Source organism: Scardovia wiggsiae F0424, from assembly GCF_000269605.1.
Classification (GTDB): domain Bacteria; phylum Actinomycetota; class Actinomycetes; order Actinomycetales; family Bifidobacteriaceae; genus Scardovia; species Scardovia wiggsiae.
In genome coordinates, this window is record NZ_AKCI01000001.1 from 102892 (window position 1) to 128023 (window position 25132).

At 53.5% G+C, this 25132-nt stretch carries 25 protein-coding genes and 2 tRNA genes; 22 read left to right on the forward strand and 5 right to left on the reverse strand.

Annotated elements, in window-relative coordinates; translation table 11 throughout:
• Positions 1–199 precede the first annotated feature (199 nt).
• The 10 genes from HMPREF9156_RS0100490 (at position 200) to HMPREF9156_RS0100535 (ending at position 6747) form a co-directional block, all read left to right on the forward strand.
• The gene (locus tag HMPREF9156_RS0100490; protein ID WP_007148279.1) at positions 200–940 is read left to right on the forward strand and encodes a TMEM175 family protein; all 741 of its coding nucleotides are present in this window, start codon (positions 200–202) and stop codon (positions 938–940) included.
• The gene (gene rfbB, locus HMPREF9156_RS0100495) at positions 927–1976 is read left to right on the forward strand and encodes a dTDP-glucose 4,6-dehydratase (protein ID WP_007148280.1); all 1050 of its coding nucleotides are present in this window, start codon (positions 927–929) and stop codon (positions 1974–1976) included. The genes HMPREF9156_RS0100490 and rfbB overlap by 14 nt, the downstream gene beginning before the upstream one ends.
• 233 nt (positions 1977–2209) lie before the next feature.
• Positions 2210–2506, forward strand: a complete 297-nt coding sequence (rpsF, locus tag HMPREF9156_RS0100500) for a 30S ribosomal protein S6 (protein WP_007148281.1) — start codon at positions 2210–2212, stop codon at positions 2504–2506.
• A gap of 67 nt (positions 2507–2573) precedes the next feature.
• Positions 2574–3212: a single-stranded DNA-binding protein gene (locus HMPREF9156_RS0100505; protein ID WP_007148282.1), complete on the forward strand. Its 639-nt coding sequence runs from the start codon at positions 2574–2576 to the stop codon at positions 3210–3212.
• A 62-nt stretch (positions 3213–3274) separates the two neighbouring features.
• Positions 3275–3532: a 30S ribosomal protein S18 gene (rpsR, locus tag HMPREF9156_RS0100510; protein WP_007148283.1), complete on the forward strand. Its 258-nt coding sequence runs from the start codon at positions 3275–3277 to the stop codon at positions 3530–3532.
• An 8-nt stretch (positions 3533–3540) separates the two neighbouring features.
• Complete coding sequence (gene rplI, locus HMPREF9156_RS0100515) at positions 3541–4005, forward strand: 50S ribosomal protein L9 (protein WP_007148284.1); 465 nt, start codon at positions 3541–3543, stop codon at positions 4003–4005.
• Positions 4006–4127: 122 nt separating this feature from the next.
• A complete protein-coding gene (locus HMPREF9156_RS0100520) occupies positions 4128–4631 on the forward strand; it encodes a GtrA family protein (protein WP_007148285.1) in 504 nt (167 codons plus the stop codon).
• A gap of 99 nt (positions 4632–4730) precedes the next feature.
• Entirely contained in the window at positions 4731–5081 is a 351-nt protein-coding gene (locus HMPREF9156_RS0100525) for a phenylpyruvate tautomerase MIF-related protein (RefSeq protein WP_007148286.1), read from the forward strand.
• 3 nt (positions 5082–5084) lie between these two features.
• On the forward strand, positions 5085–5744 hold the full coding sequence (locus HMPREF9156_RS0100530) for a histidine phosphatase family protein (protein ID WP_007148287.1): 660 nt from the start codon (positions 5085–5087) through the stop codon (positions 5742–5744).
• A gap of 100 nt (positions 5745–5844) precedes the next feature.
• Positions 5845–6747 carry a hypothetical protein gene (locus HMPREF9156_RS0100535; RefSeq protein ID WP_017147344.1) on the forward strand — a complete coding sequence of 301 codons (903 nt, stop codon included), beginning with the start codon at positions 5845–5847 and terminating at the stop codon, positions 6745–6747.
• Positions 6748–6804: 57 nt separating this feature from the next.
• Here the strand turns inward: HMPREF9156_RS0100535 and HMPREF9156_RS0100540 are convergent, their stop codons facing one another.
• The 3 genes from HMPREF9156_RS0100540 to HMPREF9156_RS0100550 form a co-directional block, all read right to left on the reverse strand.
• Positions 6805–7611, reverse strand: coding sequence for an ABC transporter permease (locus tag HMPREF9156_RS0100540; protein WP_007148289.1), 807 nt, complete (start codon positions 7609–7611; stop codon positions 6805–6807).
• A 33-nt stretch (positions 7612–7644) separates the two neighbouring features.
• On the reverse strand, positions 7645–8814 hold the full coding sequence (locus HMPREF9156_RS0100545; RefSeq protein WP_007148290.1) for a DUF805 domain-containing protein: 1170 nt from the start codon (positions 8812–8814) through the stop codon (positions 7645–7647).
• An 81-nt stretch (positions 8815–8895) separates the two neighbouring features.
• Entirely contained in the window at positions 8896–10134 is a 1239-nt protein-coding gene (locus tag HMPREF9156_RS0100550) for a DUF805 domain-containing protein (protein ID WP_007148291.1), read from the reverse strand.
• A 185-nt stretch (positions 10135–10319) separates the two neighbouring features.
• On the opposite strand from HMPREF9156_RS0100550, the gene gltX reads away from it, so the two are divergent.
• The 4 genes from gltX to HMPREF9156_RS0100570 all read left to right on the forward strand — a co-directional run bounded on the left by gltX (position 10320) and on the right by HMPREF9156_RS0100570 (position 13612).
• The gene (gene gltX / locus HMPREF9156_RS0100555; protein WP_007148292.1) at positions 10320–11873 is read left to right on the forward strand and encodes a glutamate--tRNA ligase; all 1554 of its coding nucleotides are present in this window, start codon (positions 10320–10322) and stop codon (positions 11871–11873) included.
• Positions 11874–11941: 68 nt separating this feature from the next.
• Positions 11942–12014 (forward strand) — tRNA-Glu (locus tag HMPREF9156_RS0100560).
• A gap of 46 nt (positions 12015–12060) precedes the next feature.
• Positions 12061–12135 (forward strand) — tRNA-Gln (locus HMPREF9156_RS0100565).
• An 85-nt stretch (positions 12136–12220) separates the two neighbouring features.
• A complete protein-coding gene (locus HMPREF9156_RS0100570) occupies positions 12221–13612 on the forward strand; it encodes a metallophosphoesterase family protein (RefSeq protein ID WP_007148293.1) in 1392 nt (463 codons plus the stop codon).
• A gap of 33 nt (positions 13613–13645) precedes the next feature.
• Here HMPREF9156_RS0100570 and HMPREF9156_RS07255 read toward each other — a convergent pair whose 3' ends face one another.
• Positions 13646–14461 (reverse strand): IclR family transcriptional regulator, encoded by an 816-nt coding sequence (locus HMPREF9156_RS07255; protein ID WP_029246289.1) that lies wholly within the window; start codon positions 14459–14461, stop codon positions 13646–13648.
• 728 nt (positions 14462–15189) lie between these two features.
• Between HMPREF9156_RS07255 and murA the strand changes: the two genes are divergently transcribed.
• The 4 genes from murA (at position 15190) to HMPREF9156_RS0100600 (ending at position 20034) form a co-directional block, all read left to right on the forward strand.
• Positions 15190–16521 carry a UDP-N-acetylglucosamine 1-carboxyvinyltransferase gene (gene murA / locus HMPREF9156_RS0100580; protein ID WP_007148295.1) on the forward strand — a complete coding sequence of 444 codons (1332 nt, stop codon included), beginning with the start codon at positions 15190–15192 and terminating at the stop codon, positions 16519–16521.
• A 50-nt stretch (positions 16522–16571) separates the two neighbouring features.
• A complete protein-coding gene (locus HMPREF9156_RS0100585) occupies positions 16572–17516 on the forward strand; it encodes a lysophospholipid acyltransferase family protein (protein ID WP_007148296.1) in 945 nt (314 codons plus the stop codon).
• Between the two features lie 169 nt (positions 17517–17685).
• Entirely contained in the window at positions 17686–18684 is a 999-nt protein-coding gene (locus tag HMPREF9156_RS0100595; protein ID WP_007148297.1) for an NAD(P)H-dependent glycerol-3-phosphate dehydrogenase, read from the forward strand.
• Positions 18685–18744: 60 nt separating this feature from the next.
• Positions 18745–20034 (forward strand): D-alanine--D-alanine ligase family protein, encoded by a 1290-nt coding sequence (locus HMPREF9156_RS0100600; protein ID WP_007148298.1) that lies wholly within the window; start codon positions 18745–18747, stop codon positions 20032–20034.
• A gap of 47 nt (positions 20035–20081) precedes the next feature.
• Here the strand turns inward: HMPREF9156_RS0100600 and HMPREF9156_RS0100605 are convergent, their stop codons facing one another.
• On the reverse strand, positions 20082–21488 hold the full coding sequence (locus HMPREF9156_RS0100605; RefSeq protein ID WP_007148299.1) for a mechanosensitive ion channel family protein: 1407 nt from the start codon (positions 21486–21488) through the stop codon (positions 20082–20084).
• A gap of 424 nt (positions 21489–21912) precedes the next feature.
• Here HMPREF9156_RS0100605 and HMPREF9156_RS0100610 point away from each other — a divergent pair, with 424 nt between their 5' ends.
• From HMPREF9156_RS0100610 to HMPREF9156_RS0100625, 4 genes are all read left to right on the forward strand, one after another.
• Positions 21913–22452: a hypothetical protein gene (locus HMPREF9156_RS0100610; protein WP_231198117.1), complete on the forward strand. Its 540-nt coding sequence runs from the start codon at positions 21913–21915 to the stop codon at positions 22450–22452.
• Positions 22453–22557: 105 nt separating this feature from the next.
• Positions 22558–22911 carry a hypothetical protein gene (locus HMPREF9156_RS0100615; protein ID WP_007148301.1) on the forward strand — a complete coding sequence of 118 codons (354 nt, stop codon included), beginning with the start codon at positions 22558–22560 and terminating at the stop codon, positions 22909–22911.
• Between the two features lie 81 nt (positions 22912–22992).
• Positions 22993–24129, forward strand: coding sequence for a permease (locus tag HMPREF9156_RS0100620; protein ID WP_007148302.1), 1137 nt, complete (start codon positions 22993–22995; stop codon positions 24127–24129).
• Positions 24126–25106, forward strand: a complete 981-nt coding sequence (locus HMPREF9156_RS0100625; RefSeq protein ID WP_007148303.1) for a TIGR03943 family putative permease subunit — start codon at positions 24126–24128, stop codon at positions 25104–25106. Before HMPREF9156_RS0100620 ends, HMPREF9156_RS0100625 begins: the two co-directional genes overlap by 4 nt.
• Positions 25107–25132: the final 26 nt, after the last annotated feature.

Genomic DNA, 25132 nt, shown 5'->3' on the forward strand with positions numbered 1-25132 from the left:
TGCCATCATTCTAGCTTATGCGATGTATGCGCTGTGCCGGGGCATGTGCAGGTGAGGATGCGAAAAGCTGCACGGTGGTTGCACGGTTGCCGCCTGGCGTAATCGGCATGAGGAAGTTGTAGACTTGTAAGGGCTGATACGGCCACGTACGCAAACTAAAAAACGCCATAAACTGTTGAGCTTATTAAGGAGGCCGGAAGTGTCAAAAGAAAGGCTGGCAGCTTTCACAGATGCAGTCCTTGCAATCATTATGACGATTATCGTGCTTGAACTGCCTAAGCCTGATCCGGTAACGCCGGCAGGGCTGTGGGGCCTCCAGGCAAGTTTTTTCTCCTACGCCCTGTCATTTTTCTGGCTGGGTGCCATGTGGGCGGGGATACACAATGAGTGGAATTCAGTTAAAGAGATCACCAGTGCTGTTATATGGCGGGTCCTGATACTCCTCTTTTTTGTTTCGCTTTTCCCCTATGCCACATTGCTTGTAGCCGGCAATTTCTTCAATAGGACAGCACAGGGGTTTTATGGCATTGTCGTGGTGCTTGCCACCCTGTTGAATATGTGGCTGAGCAGGGGGCTTGCTGCCATACCGGCAAATGCCGCAATCACAGACAGTGTTGATTTCCGGCTCAGCTGGCTCAGTGTCGATCTGGCAGTCAAGGCGCTTGGTTTTGTTCTCGCAGTAACAGTTTTCCCGCCGGCGATGATGATTGCGGTGCTTGTGACTTCGTTTATGATTGCGATGCCAGCGCATTTCTGGGAGGAGCGTCGGCGCAGGAAAGCCCGTGAAGGGGTAAAGGGAAAAGCGGAGAAAACAGCAAAGTCCAGGAAGACTAATAAAAATGCGCAGGAAGTGCCGGAGGAAGATGCAGGAACCGGACCGGCAGCAATAGCAGGAGTAGAAGGGAACGGAACAGGGGGCCGGCAGGATGGGCTCGGATAAGCAGTTCCGCCGTATCCTTGTGACGGGCGGTGCAGGGTTCATCGGCGCAAATTTCGTCCGGCATGTTGCAGACAGGCATCCTGAAGTGGAGATCACAGTCCTGGATGCGCTTACTTACGCCGGCAATATCCATAACCTTGACGGCGTGCGCGGGCAGATCACTTTTGTTGAAGGCGATATCCGCGATGCAAAAACGGTGGATGAGGCGGTAGCAGGCCAGGACGCAGTTGTCCATTTTGCTGCCGAATCGCATAATGATAATGCCATCTTCGACCCTCAGCCTTTTATCTCGACGAATATTGAGGGCACTTTTAGGCTTCTGCAGGCTGTACGTAAATATGATGTGCGGTTCCACCATATTTCTACGGACGAAGTATTTGGGGATATGCCGTTGTCCAGTACAGCGAAGTTTACTGAGGACAGCCCGTACCGGCCGTCAAGCCCCTATGCGGCGTCAAAGGCAGCTTCTGACCAGCTCGTACGCGCGTGGGTGAGGACATACGGTGTAAAAGCCACTATTTCCAACTGTTCCAATAATTACGGCCCCTGGCAGCATGTGGAAAAATTCATCCCCCGGCAGATCACGAATGTGCTGTGCGGGCTCCCGGTGCAGATTTATGGCGACGGACGTGCTGTGCGCGACTGGATCGCTGTGGAAGACCAGTGTTCTGCTGTCTGGGCAGTGCTGGAACGCGGGCGGATCGGTGAAACGTATATCGTCAGTGCAGGCGGGGAGTGTTCCAATATTGAGATAGCTCGTATGATCCTGCAGACCATGGGTAGGAGCGGGGACCATCCTGATGCGGGTATTGAATTTGTCAGAGACCGTCCGGGTGCGGACCAGAGATATGCCATGGATGCATCCAGGATCCGCCGGCAATTGGGATGGGAACCGCAGTCCACTAATTTTGAGCAGGGGCTGGCGAAAACGGTAGAGTGGTATGAGGAACATCGCAGCTGGTGGGAAGCCGTGAAAGGTGAAACCGAACAGCATTATGCGGATATGGCCCGCCGTCAGGATAGCAGTGGACAGTGATACCCTTATCCGAACGAGGGCTGCAGATGCTGCAGTGCCTGCCGTACCGCGCCGCTGCATAGTCGCGGTATGCAGGTATAGTAAATAAGTTGCTGACGCAGGCATAGAGACCGTGTCAGGCCGGCCGGATCAGAGGCTGGCGGAAGACCGTAGTCTGCATAGCCCGCCCGGCAAGCGTAAACACATCTTCTGCTGCAGAAAGCCTGCAGCCTTTAGTCCGAAGGAGGTGGGTGATGTCTGCGCATAAGTATGAGTTAATGCTGATCGCTGATCCGGAATTGGATGATAATGCTTTGAAAAAGCTTATTGATCAGTATCTTGAAACAGTCACCAATGAAAAGGGCACTGTAGAAAATATCGATATCTGGGGCCGCCGCAAGCTCGCATATGAGATTGACGGCAAAACCGAAGGCGCGTATGCTGTCGTTGAATATACCAGCGAACCTGCATCAAGCGCTGAGCTGGATCGTCTTCTTAACCTTAATGAATCCATTGTCCGTACGAAAATACTTCGTAAGGATGCCGAGTAGATCCTGCCGGAAACAGATATACGCAAAGTAAGCATATTAAATAATTCGCGAATTGAGGTAAGTCATCATGGCTGGAGAAACGCCGATCACAATAGTTGGAAATCTTACTGCTGATCCGGAACTCCGCACAACGGGCAATGGCGGTACAGTAGTGAACTTCACTATCGCATCAACACCTCGGACCTACAACCGCAACAGCGGGCAGTGGGAAGACGGGGATGCGCTATTCCTGCGCTGCTCCTGCTGGGATTCCCAGTACAGCCCGATGGCAACGAATATTTCCCAGTCGTTGTCCAAAGGCATGCGCGTTATTGCACAGGGCAATCTGACGCAGCGTTCCTATCAGACGCAGTCAGGTGAGAGCCGCACAGTCGTTGAACTCCGCGTTAATGAGATCGGGCCTGCGCTGAGCCGCAACACGGCACAGGTGCAGCGCAATGCGAGCAGCAGCGGTTTCTCCGGCGGCAGTTCCAACAGCGGCGGCTTCAGCGGCGGGAACCGCGGAGGATACCAGGGCGGCGCTACCCAGGCGAATGCTTCCAATGCGAATTCCGGTGGTTTTTCAGGCAACGGCGGCGGCTTCGCCTCCCAGGGGGGCGATCCGTGGGCAAATTCATCTGATACCGATTCATTCAATTCCGGTGCCGCTTTCGGTTCCGGTAATGATTTCGGATCAAATGATGAATTCGCAGATCCTGAATTTTAAGGTTTACGTCCGGGAATCCGGGAATTTAGATTTTATAAAGTTTGATAAAAAGGAGTGTGCATATGTCACGCAAAAGGCCTCAGCCTCCAGTAAAGCCTTTTAAGAAAAAGCCGAATCCATTGAAAACGGCTAAAGTTACTGAAATTGATTATAAAGATGTAGCGCTTCTGCGCAAGTTCATCTCTGACCGCGGTAAGATCCGTTCACGCCGTATTACAGGGGTAACGGTCCAGGAGCAGCGTAAGATCGCACGCGCAATCAAGAATGCCCGTGAGATGGCTCTTCTTCCATACAGCTCAACAGGCCGTTCTTCAAGGTAGGTGATCACATGGGAAAGAATGTAAAAGTTATCCTGCGCGAAGATGTGTCCGAACTGGGCCAGCCCGGGGATACCATTGAGGTAAAAGCCGGTTATGCCCGCAACTTCCTGATCCCCCAGGGTGCAGCCTTTATGTGGTCTGAGAAGGCGGGAAAGCAGATCGAGCAGATGCAGCGCGCCCGCCGTGCCAAAGCCCTTCAGACCCGTGAAGATGCAGTTGCAGCAAAGGCAGCTGTTGAAGGTACTGTTGTTGAGATTGCTGCCAAGGTATCTGAATCAGGCAAGCTTTTCGGCAGCATCAGCACAGATAAGGTCGCTCAGGCGCTGTCTGCAGCAGTTGCCGAAGCCGGTTCTGTTGACCCTAAGAACATTACAGTCGAAAGCATTAAGGCAACAGGCGAATACCCTGCATCCGTAAAGCTTCATCCGGAGATCTCCGCGCAGTTCACAGTGCGGGTGACCGAGGAAAAGTAAATACGGTTTATCCAGCAGCTGATGCGGCTGGAGATATGGGGCTGTCGGTACGTATGCCGGCAGCCCTTAATTTATTGCTGGTTTTATGTATTTGCTCAGGGGGTGGTGCTTGAATAATATGTGTGAAAAAGTTTGAACAGATCATAAAGTTCGGGATCGTCGGAGTTCTCGCTTTCCTTATTGATGCAGGCCTTCTTTATGCCCTGGTGCGTTTCCTGTACTGGAATGCAGTCCCGGCTTCAATAGTATCTTTTATTGTATCGCTGATTTTTAATTATCTTGCCAGTATGAAATATGTATTCGTCCACCGCGATGATATGGCCCGGTGGATGGAAATCGTGATATTCGTTGTATCGTCTGTTATCGGGCTGCTTATTAATGCATTCATCATATGGATAGGCACCGCAGTAATCATCAGCCCCTCAATGCAGCAGACCGACCCTTTGTGGTATCAGATATATACTATGGGCAGCAAGCTTGTGGCAACAGCAGTAGTCATGATATGGAATTTCGTTATCCGCAAGTGGCTTTTAGATGCGCCCTCCCCGGGTGCTGAAATCAACAAGAAATCTTTCGCGTACAGGATCGGTCAATGGTCTTTAAGCCATGGGCCTCAAGGCCTGTGACGGATGCCTTATAATTGATACAGGCGTCTGGCGCCGGATGTATCGGCAGCAGCTTTGCCGGTGCTTCGTAGCAGCCAGCAAATCTATAAAGGAGGCAATATGCCAGTGATCCATACACACGTCAGCGTGACGACAACCCCTGAACAGCGTGAAGCATTGAAAAATGCTTACGGTGAGGCTATCTCCATCCTTCCGGGCAAATCTGAGGGATGGCTGATGTGCCCGTTCGAAGACGGGATGCCGATCTATTTTGCCGGTGATGATAAGGAACCGGCAGCATACGTGGAAATCAATGCTTTCGGGCGGTCCCCTGTCAGCTCTGATACATGGGAAAGGCTCGGCCAGGCTGTGATGAAAGCTGTACATGAGACGCTGGGGATCAGCGAAGACCGTATGTATATCAGGTATACTGCAACCGCAGACTGGGGATGGAACGGCGGTAATTTCTAGCCTATGGCATATACAACGATCCATCTGGTGCGCCACGGGCAGGTAGACAATCCCGGACATGTCGTGTATGAGCGTATGCCCGGGTTCCACCTGTCCGGCCGCGGCAGGCGCATGGCGGAAGCAACAGCCCGGTTCATAGCATCCCGCAGCGATATGTGCGCTGCTGCTGCGATATATTCCTCTCCGCTGGAACGTACGCAGGAAACGGCTGAGGCTATTATTGCAGCGGTCAATATGCAGCGCCGTACCGGCCCTCTGCCGCCTTTGCACCTGCATACAGACAGCCGCATTATTGAAGCAGGGAATGAGTTCCGCGGCAGGCGCATAGGCCATGGCGAGGGTGCCCTGTGGAAAAACGGCAACTGGCGGCTGATCCTGAACCTGTGGCGCCCCAGCTGGGGGGAATCGTATAAGGCTATTGCAGAACGTGTCTCGGATTTTGTTTATGAACAGGTTGACAGATATCCGGGGGGCAGCGTGATCGCTGTAACCCATGAATCTCCGATCTGGTCATTCCGGCATATGCTTGAAAAAGGCCGGCCTGAGCATAATATGCTCCTGCGCCGCACCGCTTTGGCGTCGGTGACATCACTGACCTTTGAAGCAGGGACGCACCGGGTCATGAATATAGCTTACTGCGACCCCGCTGCAGGCATCAGCTGAGCGGCCAGGCGCTGAGGGGAGCAGATGGGCTGCTGACGGCAGCGGACAGGGCAGCCGGCAAAACAGATAATACACGTATACATATGGTGATGCAGAAAATATGGAAAACAGGATGACCGGGCACTATACAGGGCAGGCTGCACAGGCAAATCCCCTGCGGACAGAGGCCCCTGCCGATATCATACAGAATCTCAGCGCGCAGGCATCTGTGAAAAAAGCTGCTGAAAACGGTGAAAGGCTGGAATCGCTGTGGCCGCTTGCCAACAGGACCCAGCTGGACAATGACGTAAAATATAACGAAACGCTGCGCGTACGGCAGACCCGTGAATTTGCACAGCTTCTCGTCAGGGACTGTGATGTGACTGTTGCGGATGCTGAATATGTCTATGAAGGCGCTGAAGAGATCCCCGGCCGGCCTCAGCAGGCAGTAGATGCACTTATCCTCGCGAATGATATTTATGATGATACCGCTGAGTTCAGCGAAAACCCTGACCCCGCAGTATTCCGTACTGTAATAGCGCGCATGGGCAGCCCCTTCAATGATGGGAACCGGGATGTCCTTGATACGGCAATCGATGAGTGCGAGGCCCTGATGGAAAACATCAGCAGGTCTGAGAGCCGCAGTTTTGCACAGCGGTTTGCCGTATCCCTGTACGCATATACACAGGTCAGGCAGTGCGTTGCGGGCTTTACTCCGGATGATACTGCCCGGACTGTTGCGGTGCTTTTTGTCAATGAGTTCAATGAGCAGTGGTCGCTGCCGCGGATCTTCGTGAAATATGAATATCTCATGGTGCCGTTCATGCATCCGCAGGAGTCCTGGGATGCGCTTTCCCTGGCAGCAGCGGATGAGTGGGAGAAACATACTGCAGATATCCTGTGGGACCCTGTTGAGGCTAAACGTATAGCCAGGGAAGAGGATGAAAAGAAAAGCAGGGCTGCGCTTGCTGAGAAGTTTGAGCATGTCAAGGATGATCCCGGCAAACCGGAGGTTGAACTTTAACCCAGGCTGACTTGCAGGTCTGCGGGTCCGTTATGCGGTACCATCAGACTTTTGCGGCTAATCGATGCTGTCAGATCCGGGAGGCCCCAGGGCAAGCCATTCTACGGCCGCGATGATGCTGAGTATAATACCTGTGAGAATAAGGATCACAAAAGTGGCGGCAAAAACCATTGGGGACTGGCGGGAAACATAGGCAGACTGGATCCATATCCCGATCCCTGCGCGGGCGCCTACATATTCTGCTGTCGTCGCTGTTATGAAAATATACGTTGCTGATATCCTGATCCCGCTGAATATCTGGCGGGCTGCGACACGCATCTGCACATGCCATAAAGCCCAGCTGCGGGTAGCGCCGCAGGTCAGGGCAACATCGCTGAAATACTGCGGTACAGCCATAAGCCCGCGGCATGTCTGGACTGCAATGGGGAAGATACTGAATATCGCAACCAGTACTGCTTTCCCCGGGGGTTCATACCCGAACCAGATAACAAATAGCGGTGCTATAGTGATCAGAGGCAGGGCCTGGGCGCCTGCCAGCAGAGGGAATAATGCTGAGTACAGTATTTTAGACGTATAGAGGCCAACCCCGCCGAGGATGCCCGCTATGATTGCAATAGCAAACCCTGCCACGGCCTCTGAGGCTGTAATATATGCTGCATAGGATAAAGAATCCCAGTTCAGCACAGCAGATTCCAGGATCCGCGATGGTGAAGGGATATCGCGTCCCGGCAGGCTTCCCCAAGATACGGCTGCCTCCCATACAGCCAGCAGAACTGTTATTACGGTAACCGGAGGTATGCATGCCAACAGCAGCGGGTGCTTTTTTGCCGCCAGTTTGCCGGGAGGTTTAATTGTAGATGCCATAGAGGGAAACAGTACTAAAACTCAGATAGATTGTCAGCGGATATGCGCTCCGGAAGGGGAATAGACATTCTGAGGGGGCTGGAGCGGAGTCACAGGTGCAGGATATCCGTATCCTGGCTGCTGCAGGGGCTGAACAGGCTGATTCCCCGCGGCACCGTGCTGTATGCCGGCAGCCGGCAGGGAAGAAGGCTGCTGCGCATAACCGTACTGGGTGCCTGCGGGCTGCCCTGCTCCGGCAGTATGCGGCGATGGTGCAGATGCCGTGGAAGAAGCACCACCGTTGGCCGAGGCAGCGGAAAAATTGCTGTAGGCCTGCCGGCCGTCCGTGCTGTATACAGGCATCCACCCGCCAGCGTTCTGCTGGGCAATCCGGGGAGCAGTATCTTTTGCTGTAGGCCTTGCCATCAATATCACATAGATAACTGCCAGGACCAGCATGAGAGCGAGGACAGCAAGCAGGCCGTCAGCAATTGCCCTGTACCAGAATGCCATTATGGAATACTCGCCAAACCCGCGTGAATATGAGCCGCGTGAGTATGAGGAGTATGAACTGTATCCGTAATAGTTATCGAAACGGGACGTTCCCATGCCGGATGTATCCGTAGCGGCCTTCATCAGAACGCTGAATAAAGCTATATCAAGAAGAAAACGGCATACATAGTACGTTATAGGGACCCAGTTATGAAGCCCGGAATCATGTGCGCGGCGGAATGTCAGGGTCAGGCCGGGTATGAGGGTGCCGAGGTGGTACAGCACAATAAACAGGAATATGATATAGCTTAATGGCTGTATCCCCATTGCAGGAATAAAAACGCTGAGGAAAGCGGGCAGCACAGCCAGGGCGCATACAGCGAGGAAATTGAACAGATAGGCCCACCAGAATTCTGAACGGGATGCCCTTCCTGAAATAACAGCATATTTTGTAAAGAACCTTTTAGCCGCGTAATACATTGACACTCCATACCACGGCTGGTTCCTTTCCGGTTCCTCGGGGAGCGCCTGCGAGGCAGAAGAACCCGGTGCTGCATTGAAGGGGACATACATCCCCTGCGGTTTCTGCACCGGGAACGGTGCATAGGATGACTGATATGGATAAGGATCCGCAAAAGCAGGATTATGCAGCCCATATCCCGCTGGTGCTGATACCGGCTGCGATGCAGCCTGGCCGTATGGCCGTAACGGTGCCTGTGGTTCAAACGTCATAGCATAGCCCTTCTGTGAAATGATAATATTGTGGAATCCTTATCCATATCCTTTTTGTTGTGTACCGGTTGAACAGTTCAGCTACTGCTGGGAACTTTCTGCATCCGGATCGGCAGTCTGCCCTGACCCGGTATCAGTATTAGGCCCGGTAGATGATGGCTGCCCATACTGGTTCTGGGAAGGCTGTGCCGTACTGCTCAGCGGTGAAGGTGCAGATACCTGCTGGGAGGAGGGGGAGGGAGCCTGAGACGGTTGTGATGCCTGTGCCTGAGAGGCCGAAGCCTGGGGCTGCTGCGGAGAGAAGCCGGAGAAGCCTTGCTGTCCCTGCTGCTGAGCGGGCTGCTGCCTCTGTGCTGCCTGCTGGCCGAAGTTCTGCCCGTATCCCTGATACCCGTACTGTGCCTGGTTCCCGGCAGGCTGCTGGAAACTCTGCTGCCCTGCCGCAGGCTGGTATGCCTGCTGCCCATAACCGGCCTGGGCGCCTGCCGGCGATCCGGCTGCCTGTGCGTGCGCAAGGAAATACTGAGGGTTGTCTTCAGGCTTATCGAAACGCTGGCCTTCAGCCTTTGACGGCAGGCACATGAAAACGATATAAGCGATGCGCAGGGCAAAGAGGAGGAGCCCGACTATTGCGGTATTCCCTGTAAAGCCCAGCATACTTGCTATAAATGGGGCGGTAACATCAATTGAATGGGCATACCCGTAGTAGCCAAGAATGGATGCCAGGGTGTTGATCGTTATGATAAAAATGATGATGCCGAGGATAATCTCTGCACACCAGTATCCCAGGAGCCACCATCCGCTGTGGTTGCTGTCATGCAAACGCCTCACGGTAAGTGCCAGATTGGGGACGAGGATAGCAAGAAGGTAGATCCCATAAAGCATTATACCGCCAAGCCCCAGGACGCCCAAAGAAGTATAATCATAGTTTGGTGTCATGGTTGAAGCAATGATGCTGATAATCATCCACCATGCAAAAGAGACCAGTATGTTGAAAAGGACAATGAACCAATATTCCGAACGCGAAGCCCGCCCTGAGAATGTTGCATACTTCTTGAAGAAGCGCGCAACTGCCTTGGGGAAGGGGATGCCGTACCACGGCAGCCCCAATGCAGGCTCAGCCTTTGGAGGGATATAAGTATTGTAATTATAATTTGACGGGTATCCGGGTTGAGATGCACCAGGCGCACCTGCACCTGTATTCGTGCCCGTACCGGTGTTCTGCTGCGGCTGCTGGGCGTATGAAGGCTGTCCGTAAGGCTGCTGGCCATAAGATGGCTGGCCGTAGGGCTGCTGGCCGTCAGGCTGCTGATAAGTCATAATTTTTCCTTATTGGTTGGGTATCGCCCGTATACATGATCTGTATGTAAGGATATGTATATAAGGCGTATGAAATTTACACCAGCATTATATAAAAGGCGCACAACATTCGTCGAAGCGCAAAGGCACAATAGATACGTTGTACAGTCACTATTCATAAAAGATAAAGGTTTGGCAGGGAAATAATGTCAGAAGTTTTGGAAAACACCGGGAGTGGGAAGGCTGATGGGGATAAGGCACGGCCTCAGATGCCTGCAAATATCCGTGTGCGTTTCTGCCCTTCCCCTACAGGGATCCCGCATGTAGGGATGGTGCGTACTGCGCTGTTCAACTGGGCTGAAGCCCGGCATACCCACGGCACTATGGTGTTCCGCATTGAAGATACCGACAGTGCAAGGGACAGCGAGGAAAGCTATAACCAGATCATTGAGGCGCTCCAGTGGCTCGGGATCGACTGGGACGAGGGGGTCAATGTGGGCGGGCCGCATGCCCCTTACCGCCAGTCTGAGCGTATGGATATTTATGCTGATGTTGCCAAAAAACTCCTTGACGCAGGGTATGCCTATGAATCTTATTCCACCCCGGAGGAGACCAGGGAGCGTAATATTGCTGCCGAGCGTCCGGCGGAGTTCGGTTATGACGGCTATGACCGGACCCTTACTGATGAACAGAAGCAGGCGTTCCGTGAAGAAGGGCGGGATCCGGCTCTGCGTATAAAAATGCCTGATGAAGATATCGTTTTTAATGACCTGATCCGCGGGGAGATCACTTTCAAAGCAGGCTCAGTGCCCGATTATGTGATTGTCCGCCCTAATGGCGACCCGCTGTATACCCTTACTAATCCAGTTGATGACGCCATGATGGACATCAATGTAGTACTGCGAGGCGAAGACCTTCTCAGCTCTACGCCGCGCCAGATCGTCCTGTACCGGTATCTTGCGGAGCTGGGGATCGCCGGGCAGATACCGCTGTTTGGCCATATGCCGTATGTTATGGGCGAAGGGAAGAAAAAGCTGTCAAAGCGTGACCCCGAATCCAACCTTTTCCTCCACAGGGACCACGGCTTCATCCGCGAAGGCCTTTTGAACTATCTTGCTTTGCTTGGATGGTCCATTGCTGCAGACCGCGATGTCTTCTCCATTGATGAATTCATAGAGAAGTTCGATGTCCGTGATGTTAAAGCGAACCCGGCACATTTTGATCTGGATAAAGCTACTGCTATCAATGCTGAGCATATCCGCATGCTTGATCCGCAGGATTTCCTTAACCGTTCGGTACCGTACCTTTACCGCGACGGTGTTGCCAGCGCCGGTTCATGGGGCGGCCTGACTGAGCGCGAATGGAAGATATTGGGCGCTTCTGCAGGCCTTGTACAGACACGCGTCCGCCTGCTCGGCGAGGTGCCGGGAATGATGGAAGGCCTCCTCTCCACTGAGGAATATATGGAGCCGGATGATGATGCCCGTAAGCAGCTTAAAGATTCCGCTGGTGAAGTACTCGACGCTGCAGCTGCCGCCCTGAAGGGGATAAACGAAGCTGACTGGCATGCTGAGAAAATCCATGACGTGCTTGGCAAAGCTCTGGTTGAAGAGCTGGGATATAAGCCGAGGCTTGCTTTCGGCCCCGTGCGTATCGCCATTTCAGGGCGCAGGGTGTCGCCGCCGCTTTTTGAATCTATCGAGATCCTGGGCAAGGGGCTTACCCTTGCGCGACTCGCCCAGTTGCGCAAGCACCTCTAAGTGTGTATACTCGCTTTTTGTGCCTGATGGGTAGCGTTACTGCTGCACACAGGTGCTAAAACTGAATCGCCCCTGTCGTATAGCGGTCTAGTACGTCGCCCTCTCACGGCGTTAACACCGGTTCAAATCCGGTCAGGGGTACCCGTTTGTACATACCTGGTTCTAAAACTGATAGTGTACAAACCATTGGGGTATGGTGTAATTGGCAACACAGGTGATTCTGGTTCATCCATTCTTGGTTCGAGTCCAGGTACCCCAGCCATTCAGCTTAGGCCGCGCAGGCTTAAGCGGTTTTATAAAGATAAAAATGCCTCCACGCCGGAGGCTTTTTTTGATACCCTATTATTATGGTCAGCGATATGGCGGTTGTATCAGATGTTTCTCAGGCTGCAGGAGCCCCGCGGCAGCTATCGGACGGCTCTGCAGCACCATTGTGCGATGCCTCGCACCTGTCTGTTTCTGCACGCCTTGGCCGGCTGCAGTTCCACAGATCCGGGAAATTCCGCATCCTCCAGTTTGCGGACATACAGGATGGCCCGCATGTGAATAAAGATACTGTCAGCCTTATCGCTGCTGCATGTGATTCGGCACGTCCCGATATCGTTATTTTTTCCGGCAACCAGATCGCGGGCTATGATCCGGCGTATGCCGGCACTTTTATCAACCGGCCATGGGCTGCGAACTGGAAGGAGTCCTCACTTTCCGAGCAGGAGAGGCAGCGTAGCATGGAAGAGACATCCAGCCTGGTGCGGTCCAGTATCGCGCAGTTCCTCCAGCCCCTTATTGACCGTGATATCCCTTTTGCCGTAACGTATGGCACGCATGATTTCCAGTGCGGGCTCAATACTGCTGCTCTTGATGCTATCTACCGCGAATTCCCGGGATGTCTCAATCCGAAAGCTGTTGTTGCGGATCTCCGTGACCCTGAGCCTGTCCCTGCACAGGGTATGGACCGTCAGCACGTGTATGCATGCGAACCGGGGACCTTTGCGCTCACCGTTTCGGATACTGAAGGGAATGATACTTTAGGCATAATGCTTGTCGATTCCGGTACATATGCGTTAGGCGGGGGGTATGGTTCCCCTTCGCTGGATGCTCTGGAGTTTATGCGCGGGTTTGCGCATCAGTCCCCGGCAAAGTCAATAGTTTTCCAGAACATCCCTGTACCGCAGTATTACGAGCTCCTGCGTGAGACTGCCCCTACGCGCGCCCATGCAGTCAGGGGGTACAGGGCTTTCGATCATGCCTATTATGAGATCGACCCTGATAAGACACTTCCCGACAGCTACCTGGGGGAGGGGATAAGCTGCCCGGACAAAGATTCGGGCGAATTCGATATCATGGCCTCTTCCCACGGCTATTGTGCGATCTCAGCGGGACATGACCACCGCAATGGATTCGCAGGCGAATACAGGGGCATCCTTATGGTAGCCAACCCTACATGCGGTTTCGGTTCTTACGGGCCTGCGCCGCAGAAACGCGCAGGGCGGCTGTTTGAGTTCGATATCAGGCACCCGTATGAGCCTCGGATACAGCTCCTCGAATTCGGGCAGATCGTGGGCAGGCCATCATCCAGGAAAGCATATTCTTTTGGCCCAAGCTATGTGCCGAGTTACGGACGCAGGGCTTATGACCTGCTGGGAAGGCATACGGGCTGGAAGAAAGCTGTACAGTTTATCAGGGATATTTTTTCGCGAAGCAGCAGGGAAAACGGCGGGGAAAAAGGCAGCGGCAAATAGCTGGTGCTGGAGGGCCTGAGCTGAGGGGGGGGGTCACAGGCCGGCGTGGGAGATGTCGTCGCTGAGATGCTTTGCTGCGCTTAATACGACAGGGGCATACAGATGCCCGGGATGCTCGCCCATACGCTCTGAAGGCCCGGAAAGGTTGATTGCCGCTACGATCTGTCCTGACGCATTGCGGATCGGGGCGGCAACTGATGATACACCCGTCTCCCGTTCGTCAACAGACTCGGCCCAGTCCCTGCGGCGTACATCTGCAAGCGCCTTATTGCCGAATCTGGCCCGGGACAGGAATCCGCGCAGGTTTTCGGAAGGCTCCCAGGCAAGCAGCACATGTGACGCAGCGCCTGCTGCGAGGGACAGGCGTGTCCCTACCGGGACGCTGTCGCGCAGCCCTGTCGTCCGTTCGACGGATGCGATGCAGATACGCTGCCCTTCATGCCTGCGGTAGATCTGTGCGGATTCCCCCGTCCTGTCATGCAGGGACTGGAGGATAGGTATCCCTGCAGCAATAAGGCGGTCATTGCCGGCGGCAACGGCAAGCTGGGCAAAGCGGGCACCCAGGACGAACCGCCCGTCATTATTGCGGTCAACGAAATGGTGCACTTCAAGTGCAGTGGCTATGCGGTGCGCTGTGGGGCGCGAAAGCCCGCTGCGGTTAGTGAGCTCTACGAGTGTTGCCGGCCCCGTTTCCAGTGCTGCCAGCACTATTGCCGCCTTGTCAATGACCCCTACATTTGAGTGCAGGGCTTTGGCAATCGCTACAGTATCGGTATTCTGCAGTGTGCCCGCAGATGACAGTGATTTTTCGCTGTGCCCTACCTGCTGCGGATCCTGGAAGATTGACAGTGCTGCCCGGGAACGCCGGAGATTAGCCCCTGCACGGGCTTTTTGTGGGATATTGCCGCCCTCATCTTCATCTTCACCGGCCAGGCCTCCATTATCCGCTGCGGCAGTTTCCCCTATGCTGCTGTGCAGGTCCGATATAATGCGGGCGCCAAGCGATCTTCCGTCATTCCTGTCAGACGCAGAGGATCCGGAACGCCTTCCGGGGGCTTCCCCTCCCTGCCGGTTTTCAGCAGTTTCTGACGGGATACTTTCTGCGGGGGTTTCCGGAGAGGGTGCCTCTGTGCCGGACAGCCCTTTTTCCTCATCGTCATTGCCAAAATGGATCTCATAAACGGGTACAAAAGTTGAAGGGATAGTCCAGCCTGTTGTATTTGGGCGTAAATTGCGCATCGGTTTTCCGACGGGCCGCAGTAAAGCTACATCATCATCAATCTCAGCACGCCCAGCAGCCTTGTGAGGTTCATCAGCACTCATAGGTACCTCGTCAGATATAGTGTATCAGCTGTCTCCCTTAATCTTGTCTCATAATGCGGACAAAATGCGGACAGAAATGTTGCCCGATTTATTCCAGTTTCACGAAGTGTGCACAGCGTATATGGCACAATAAAAATAGTGTGGACAGCTGCTGTTCCCATTTCGCCTGCAGACGCATAAATGTGGATCCAGGAATACCCCCATTCCGGCAGATGTTGAAACAGATAATGTGTGAATTACCGTAAGGAGTGACAGTGAGCGCTGTAGAACCCGAGAAAGATGTCCTGCATGTTGTCGGCGGACGGCCGCTGAACGGCACGATCAAAGTGCGCGGAGCCAAAAACCTCGTCAGCAAAGCGATGGTCGCAGCATTACTGGCACCCGGAAGGTCAGTCCTGAAAAATGTCCCGGAGATCCGTGACGTCCAGGTGGTTTCAGACCTCCTGCGGCTGCACGGTGTCAGCGTAGATGTCAATGGGGACACCGGTGAAGTAGCTATTGATGCCCACCATGTAGAAATGCCTGCGGTGTCGGATGTGGAAACATTATCCGGCGCCTCGCGGATCCCCATCCTTTTTTCCGGGCCGCTCCTGCACAGGCTCGGTGAAGCATTCATCCCCTCATTGGGAGGCTGCCGTATTGGCGACCGCCCTATTGATTTCCATCTTGAGACCCTGCGCAAGCTCGGTGCGGATGTTGACAAAGAGCACGAAGACGGCATCCACATCACAGCACCGCATGGCCTGCAAGGGGCGAAAATACATCTCCCATACCCTTCGGTCGGTGCTACCGAACAGACTATCCTTGCAGCAGTCCTTGCAGAAGGCAAAACAGAGCTTTCCGGTGCAGCTGTTGAGCCCGAGATCATGGACCTTATCGCTATCCTTCAGAAAATGGGCGCGGTTATTTCAGTTGATGTTGACAGGACCATCCGTATTGAAGGTGTCAGGGAGCTCAAGGGGTATACCCATACTGCTCTGACGGACCGTATTGAAGTTGCCTCATGGGCTTCTGCCGCGCTGGCGACACGCGGGGACGTGTTCGTTAAAGGCGCTACCCAGCCTGAAATGATGACTTTCCTCAACATATACCGCAAAGTGGGCGGCGAGTTTGATGTTACGGATGAAGGCATCCATTTCTGGCATCCCGGCGGGGACCTGCATGCCGTAGCCCTTGAGACAGATGTCCATCCAGGCTTTATGACTGACTGGCAGCAGCCGCTTGTAGTGGCGCTGACGCAGGCGAAGGGCCTGAGCATCGTGCATGAAACTGTTTATGAAAACCGCTTCGGGTTTACCAAGCCTCTTGTTGATATGGGCGCGACGATCCAGCTGTATAAAGAATGCCTGGGATCGCTTCCGTGCCGATTCAAACAGCACAATTTTGAGCACTCTGCCGTGATATTCGGGCCAACGCCGTTGGCAGGCCAGGATATTGATGTCCCGGATCTGCGCGGCGGATTCTCCCACCTTATTGCAGCCCTCGCTGCGCAGGGCGAATCCTCGGTACATGGCATATCGCTGATAGACCGCGGATATGCAGATTTCCGCGGGAAACTGGCTGCCCTTGGCGCAGGGATCGACTAGGGGATAACCGCCCGGCTGGCAAATTCCTGCCCGCAGCGCACAATAAGAGTATGGTTTCTCCAGGAAAAGTTTCGCCCGGAAGCAATGTCAGCCCGTTAAGCGATGAGCAGGTAGGACGGCTGGCGCGTACCCACAGGCTTGTAGATCCTACGCATCCTCTGCCGACGGGGCGGCGTACCGTCAATACCGTTGAAGTCAATGGGCAGAACCCCCGCGCAACTGCACGCCTGCTTGCCGGCACAGCATGGGTGGTCCGCGGGCGCACCAAGCTCAAAGCATGGGGTTTGGACCATGTCCCTGAAAATGGTGTGTTCATCACTGCGGCGACCCATGTAACGCAATTCGATGTTTTTATCCCGATGATGTCGCTGTTCCACCAGGGGCGCAGGCCGCGGTATATGGCAAAAGCGGAACTGTCCAGATGGCCTGTCCTGGGCAGCTGGTTCAGGCTTGTAGGGATGCAGCCTGTAGAACGTCACAAAGGCGAAGCCCGTGCGATCGAAGAGGAATCCATCAGCATACTTTCAAGTGGGCGCCCGCTGACCGTGTGGCCCGAGGGGACAGTGACCCGCGACCCATACAGATGGCCGATGAGCCTCAAACCCGGCCTGGGGTATATCGCTCTGGAGGCTTCGCGCAGGCTTGGATATGAAATACCTTTATACTGCGCGGTTACATGGGGTGCAGCCAGCATCAACCATTTCTGGCCGTGGCCGCGTAAAAATGTTGTTATGTGCTTCGACTGCAGCCTCCCATACGGGGACCTCCTTAAAGATGCAGATTCTTGGGGCGCTCAGCCTCCCAAAGGGCTGATCATGGAACTGGTCAACCGCGTGCGCCAGCGGATGGAAAATATTATGGCCGAGATCAGGGGGGAGCGCCCGCCTGAAGAAGGCATGTGGGATTATCGGACGATGTCGCGCGTGCCCAGGCCTGAGCTGGGGATAGATGTATCCCTTGAGGCGCTGCCTGATGATGGGGACCCTCTGCGGTAGTAGCGCTTCCCGCACAGCATCAACTTTGTGGTTATGGTGTAGCAGTGGATGTTTTTCAGGCGTTATGTATGCAGCGTACTAAAATTGCTACAAGATATAAGACGCAGCGTGGAAGCCTTACTGTGGGCCCCATGCGCGGGAATTATACAGAATGAGGTGGTATGACGGTATGGCATCAGTAACAGTTTTAGGTGCAGGCGCCTGGGGTACAGCTTTCGGGCAGGTCCTTGCAGATGCAGGCAACGACGTGACTATGTGGGCTATCGAGCCTGACATAGTTAATGCGATCAATACATTGCATCAGAACCCTGTCAGGCTGCCTGTAGTAAACCGTCTTCCTGACGCTATGCATGCTACCCTTGGCCGCGAAGAAGCAGTGAAGGATGCTGAAATCATTATTGTTGCGATTGCAGCGCAGTTCGCACGGCAGGCATTGGATGGGTTCAAAGGCCTGATCCCCCCGCACGCTGTTGTCGTTTCCCTGATGAAAGGTATTGAGCGCTCAACGGATAAACGTATGGATCAGGTTGTGCGCGAGACCCTGGGCCTTCCTGCAGACCGTTTTGCGTGCCTGTCCGGGCCGAACCTCAGCAAGGAAGTCGCCCAGAGGCAGCCTGCTGCTGCAGTGGCTGCCAGTGAAAGCCACAGTACAGCGGTCAAAGTTGCGGGGATCGCGACAACTGGTTATTTCAAGGTATTTGCGTCAACAGATGTTATCGGTGTCGAGATGTGCGGATCGCTGAAGAATGTTGTTGCCCTTGCGGTAGGGATGTCGCGCGGAGCGGGTTTCGGTGAGAATACGGCAGCGATGATCGAGACGCGCGGCCTGGCTGAGCTTACACAGCTCGGGGTAGCTGCCGGCGCGCAGGCGCAGACCTTTGCAGGGCTTGCCGGGGTTGGCGACCTTGTTGCAACATGCGGATCCCCATTAAGCAGGAACTATACTTTTGGCGCCAACCTTGGCAGGGGCATGAGCGTGGACGAAGCAACGAAAGTTAGCAATGGCGTGGCTGAGGGCGTCCCTACGACCGCAGCTGTTGTGGCTCTCGGCGAAAAATATGGGGTCGATACGCCGCTTGCTTCCGCGATGTTCCGCGTGCTCAATGAGGGCATCTCCTGCGAAGAAATGCTTGCAGACCTTTTCGGCGATGATATGGTCGATGAATGACCTCAGGGATATACAGGAATCAGTAAAACTACGGGAATAACTACAGGAATCGAGGGAAAAATGCCGTTATCTCAGTCCAGCCAGCCGGGCCCGGTCCAGCCAGGCCAGCCGCAAAGGCTCCCGTCCCGGGATCCATCCGAGGGCGGGCCTTTCTCGGAGCTTCCGTTTTTACCTCCATCCTCCGGGCGTAAACGAATAGCTGTCCTTTATGGCGGGCGTGCAGAAGAGCATCCGATCTCGTGTATTTCAGCCGGGTATGTTCTGCAGCAGATGGATCCTGAAAAATATGAGGCTGTCCCCATTGGGATCACCCGCGAAGGTATCTGGATAACCGGCGGGGATGACCCCCGGCAGTGGAAACTGGGGGCAGGACAGCTTCCGGCTGTGGAAGAGGTCCACGGTTCCCGCAGAGTTGTCCTTGACGTATCCCTGCAGGGGGACGGTTTTTTCGCCAAGGATGCGGAAACCGGCAGGCTTGGATCCCTGGGCCATATTGATGCTGTATTCCCGGTGCTGCACGGTACGTACGGGGAGGATGGGACCGTCCAGGGGCTGCTGTCAATGATGGGTGTGCCGTTTGTAGGTTGCGGTGTGCTTGCGTCTGCCGCATGCATGGATAAGCATTATACGAAAGTCATACTTGAACAGGCCGGTATCCCGGTTGCCCCAGGGATCACTCTTGATACCCGCAGCTATGATGCCGGTTCCCGTTTTGAGCAGAACGGGTTCGACCTGCTTATGCAGGTTGAGGAGGCGGGGCTGGAATACCCTCTGTTCGTAAAGCCGTCGCGTTCAGGGTCGAGCTTTGGAGTTACGAAAATCGATTATGATGATGACAGCCAGGCCCGTACACGGAAACTTGTTGAGGCGGTCTATGAAGCTTCGCAGCATGACTGGCGGGTGCTTGTAGAGCAGGGGATGGATGCCCGTGAAATTGAATGTGCGGTATTTTCCCCGCGCAGAGGGCAGGCCCCGCAGACGGCATTCCCGGGGGAAATAGTCCTTGACAAACCTGAAGAGGATACATTCTACGATTTTGACAGCAAATATATGGATGCCCAGGCTTCCCATGTTGAGATTCCTGCCCATCTGCCCCAGGATATCCTTGATAAGGTAAGGCAGGTTGCAGCGAAGGCTTTCACGGCAGTTGACGGGGAAGGGCTGAGCCGTGTTGATACGTTCGTTACGCCTGACGGCACAGTCATGGTCAATGAGATCAACACCCTGCCCGGGTTTACGTCGATCTCCATGTATGCCAAGGCCTGGGAAGCTACCGGTATCAGCAGCCGTGAACTTATCGGTTCCCTTATTGAAGGGGTCCTTCAGCGGCCTGTCAGTAAATCGGCATAATGCATAACGGGCATAACATATAAGCCCGGGAGGGACTCCGGCATACATTAGTTTTCGTGCCGGTCGGTGCGGTTTTCTTTGTCAGGCTCTGCAGTGCTGCCCTCCTGTTCCCCTGCCTCCCGGGGGCCGGAACTGCTTTTTGCCTCTAAGGACTTCCGCAGCGGCCGCCCTGATGATGACGATATCTTCCTGCTTGAGCGTTTCCCCCCAGCACCCCTGCGCTGCCTGCGCACCTGTACGTGGGCGTCGTTGGGGATGATCCCTACTTTCTCCGGGTTAGCGTTGACTTCTATCTGCTGCATAACCTGGGGATTAGTATCAGCAACAGGTGCTCCCGGCATGTCAGGCGCCCGCCCGCTTTCTGTGCTTGCTGACCCTGAGGCAGGATAGGGGTTCGCAGGGCGCTTCCTGCTGCGTGACTCCGCTGCAGAAACAAGTTTTTTCAATATCCTGTTGACATACGGGTCATTCCGGGCATCTTCGGAATTGTCTACTGCAACATGCCCGTCTTCTTTCCTGATGATTCCCGTACCTGGATGCGCATCAGCTGCATTTTTCGCAGCTTTTTCTGATGTGACAGGCCGGAGGGCGATAGTTTCCTGGCTGTCTTCAGCAGGGACGGGGACGGCCCCCTCAGCATCCCCGCTGTCCATAATGTAATCTTCGCCTGCAATTGCGCGGCACGCAGTGTCGGTGATCTGCGCAAAACCCACTCCGCGCGCTGCATAAAGCACGATTTCACCTGTGATGCCGTCTGGAGTAAACCCTGTAAAGCGCACCGAAGGGTTCGTCTTTTTAAGGCTTATATTTGCTGTCGCGCGCCCTACAAGCTCAAGGATTCGCTTGGTTGCCATAGATATATCAGTACCATTGCGCAGGACGAACGGGACAGTTGTGCACGCTGCGTTGTTTGCAGGAAGCTTTTCCAGCTGTGTTGAGTTGAGGACTGAGTTCGGTATCCACATCTCGTTGCCGCCGCGCTCTTTGATGATCGTATGGCGCCATGTGATATCCCTGACGCGCCCTGACGCATTGCTGACTTTTATGTTGTCCCCCGGCGAAATAACGTGGCTGACCATCAGTGTAAAGCCGCCGATAAGGTTGGAGATCGTATCTTTCATACCGAAAGAAAGTGCAAGCCCTCCAACTCCCAGGGCTGTGAGGAGCGTACTTGGCGTAATGCCGAAAACCGGTTTGAGCACAACGAGCACGGCAAGGAACCATAATAATATGCGCAGGAAATTGATGAACAGCGATGCGCTTGGCAGGTTCGTTTTATCAAAAGCCTTAGTTGCAAGCCTTGCCGCAATTTTAATGATAAAAAATGCGACAATAAAAGTGACGGCAAGATAGATGATTTTTGACATATTCGCCCTGAGCCATCGGGTGATCGTCTCCCATGGCAGAGGAAGGTTCGCCGCTATTGCTGCACGGGTATGCTCAAACAGATCCATACCGGTATTGTGCCATAGTGCGGCAGCCTGCGGGTAAAAGCGGCCTGAATGTTTGCCAAGTATCTGCAATTGACTGCATGGGATAATGGTGCAGGACACGCTGTGAGCAGATTATTGCCCTCTTAGAAAAAAGTATATAATGTCAGCAAGGAAGGATGGTCGTGATAGTATGAAGATCGGCTCCTCAGTTTCTATCGTATTCAAATATTTCGTGACCGGGATAATGATATCTGCTGTCCTTTCTGCCACTGCCTGTACTCCCGCCCTTCCTGTAAAGGGTTTCAGCAATATCACGTTAGAGGGAGTTGTGGCGGCAATATCTGTTAATCCTCAGGCTTTTGGCCAGGGGATCGAAAATGTTAAGGAGGGCTATGTTGCGCTGATAAAGGAGAATGGCAATTATACAGTTATAAGGACCTCAGGCATGGCAGCTCAGGAACTCTTATGGACAAAGAAAGGGCTGTATTTTTCTGATCGTGACAGCGATTATTTTATTGGAAAGAAATCGGATGGCGGGTGGATGAGCAAGAGGAAAGCTGATGGAAAGGTACCGTATCAGAATTTTCTTGTTGAGGACCGTGAAGGAGGCGCAGTAGCGGCTTTTGACTTGGGCTTTACTGATAAGGTATCGAATCAGTTGAAGATCATACCAATGTTTTCCTCTCAGAAACCTTATACCATTACATCGCGTATCCTCAGTGCAGCTGCATTTTGCGGACCGAAACTTGTAGGTATTACTGCAGAAGAGAATAACTCTGACAAGGTCCATCCGGATATTGAAGCCAGAGATTATGTGACATTAAAAGATTTATCAAAAGATTCAGGGAATATCTCGGTTTATGATAGCGGCGGCAGGAGCTTTAATGTTATTAGTTACGGGAATGCAGTGTGCCGTACTTCTCAGCTTTTTTCCATTCTTTCAGAACGTGTATCAGAGACAACCGAAAAAACTGTTCCTTTTTAAATGGAATATTATTTCTGATGAGAAACAGCTTATTCCTATTATGTATAAAGACGGCGCCAGCTTAATCTGTCTAACGCCGGTATTTTCCAGGACAGATATTCACTTGTGGATAACGATACTTTCGTGTTCGCTGCGCGGCAGACAGGAAGCCTTTTCAGCATCGATGTGAATACCGGTGCTGTTAAAAAAAGGTTTAGCCCGGAAAACCTTCCCCTGACACGTGAGACTACCGATGAGGGAAACATTGCCTACTCCTTTCGTATAACTAAAAAGTATTTTTATATTTTGTTCGTGGGGTTTGGGGAACGGAACGGGCGGGCGCACATTACCGTTATCAATAAGAAAAGCTGGAAAATCGAGCGTACCATTACTTTTGATCAGACTTTGTCTGATTTGCTAAGAGGGGGAAACCGTAAAATGTCGTATGCTGATGGCTATGCGGTTGATCCTGAGCTATAGTGTGTAAAGCACACGATCCTGATATGGATAAAATAGGGGAGCCCGATATAGAATTGTGCGGGACACTATGGGAGGCATGGTATGGCAGGCACATCGCATAACCCTCTGAGGCCCTCACGGCCGCTGAGGCAGTCAACTGTTTACCTGCTGTTCCTTCTTGTGCTGGCGGTGCTGGTTTTTACAATTACCCAGGTTTCATCGTCACCCGTTACAGGCAGTACAGCGGTGGCCGTGTTTAATTCTTTTATCGGCATCATGCTGCAGGGCATAGCTTTCCTGATCGTGGGGGTCCTGCTGTCGTCGGCAGTGCGGATTTTTATCCCGGTCTCATTTTTTGAGAGGGTATTCGGAGCCCATGCAGATAATTCCCGGCGCTCTGTACGGTATGTGCTGCGCCTGGCATCAGGTATGTGTGCTGCAGTTCTGTGCGGACTGCTTCTGCCTGTTTGTGACTGTGCCGTTATCCCCCTTTTCGCAAGCCTGGTCAGAAAACGGGTGCCGCTTCCTGCAGCTGTCACATTCCTGCTGTGCGCCCCGGTGGCGAACCCTATCGTAGTGTGGTCAACATACTACTCTTTTAATGGGTCATGGGCTGCTGTCCTTCAGCGCTCAGGATACGGCATACTCGTCAGCGTTATTGTAGGGATGCTTTTTGTTCTGTTCCCGGTAAAATATGATATCTTCAAAAAACCGGATAGCCATGATAGCGTAAACTCTGCTGAGGCAGATAATATCCAGGGTCCCAGCACCGGCCATCACCATAAAAAAGTGTCTGAAAAAGCTACTTGCACCCAGGTGCTCACTATTTATCTGGAAGATGCCAGGGATGAGTTTTTCTCTGTTGGCGGCTATCTCCTTATCGGGACATTGATCGCCAGCGCCCTGGGGGCTTCGGCGCTGACTGCAGTGCTCAAATCATGGCCGCATGGCAGCGGGACGCTTCCGGCCGGCCTTGTGCTCCTTGCAGTAATGATGCTGGCAGGTTTCGTGATGTCTGTCTGTTCATCATCAGATGCTGTTATCGGACGGAGCTTCTCCACATACATCCCGTTCGATTCGGTCTTGGGATTCCTTGTTTTCGGTCCTATGATGGATATTAAAAATGTGCTTATGCTCCAGTCCCGCTTCAATCGGAGATTTATTATGCGCCTTGTGCTGTCCGTAGCAGGGACCTGTTTTGCAGCTATGGCTGTGCGGTTGGTGGTGGTGATGATATGACGGGATATGATACGGACTCCGTCCGTTGCGCCCCTTCTGCCGCGCAGGCATCTTCACAGGAATATGCGCAGGGTCCCAGGCAAATGCCTGCGCATGCTGATGCCTTTGATGTGATCCAGGCTCTGGCCTCTTTATGCAGTTCTGCGGCTTTTATCTATCTTCTTGTAAGCGGAAGATATGCGAGATTCGTTACGCCACGGCTGGTTCCTGTCCTGTGGATAGCGGCGCTGGCACTGCTGGCGTGGGGAGCTGCAGGGGTTCTGCGCATTGCCGGGGTACGCCGCCAGGCCCATCCCGGTATCTGCAGGGGGGATGGGAGAGCTGAAAATAAGGGGCGTAACGGTAACAGCGGGTGCTGCGGGGGAAATAATAATGGAAGCAGCCATGCCGCGGAAAGCGGGATCCATATTGGGCTCCATATATGGACACGCTGGCTCAGGCTCCTTGTGCTCCTCCTTCCCGTTACTTTGCTTGCAGTACCGTACACCGCTTTTGCCTCCACCCTGGCAACCTCATTGGGGTCGCCTCCGGCGTATGAAAGCTCCTTCAGCAGCGGACAGTCTGAGTCCGGGAAGTTGCCCGGGCTGGACAGGGCTAAAAAAGCGATCACTATTGATGCTGCGCATTTTGGCCCATGGTTTGAAGAAATAGGCGCCCATCCGGATGCGTACAGCGGGTATTCTGTCACTGTTGCCGGTTTCGTTGAGCATACTGCCATGAACACCGGTAAAGATTTCACTGTTTCCCGTATGCTGATGACATGCTGCGTGCAGGATATGACAGCTTTTGGCTTTACAGTAAAAGGCAACAGCACTGTCAAAAAGGCAGGGGACAGTGTCAGAGAACACCAGTGGGTCATGGTAACGGGGAAGATCAGGACATATAAGTCTGCATCCCGGGATGCTGAAGACGGTGTTGTGATCGAACCGGACAAGGTTGAAAAGACGGCAGATGTGCAGGGATATTTCTACAGGTAGCATAGAAACACGGCAGAAGTTTGCGC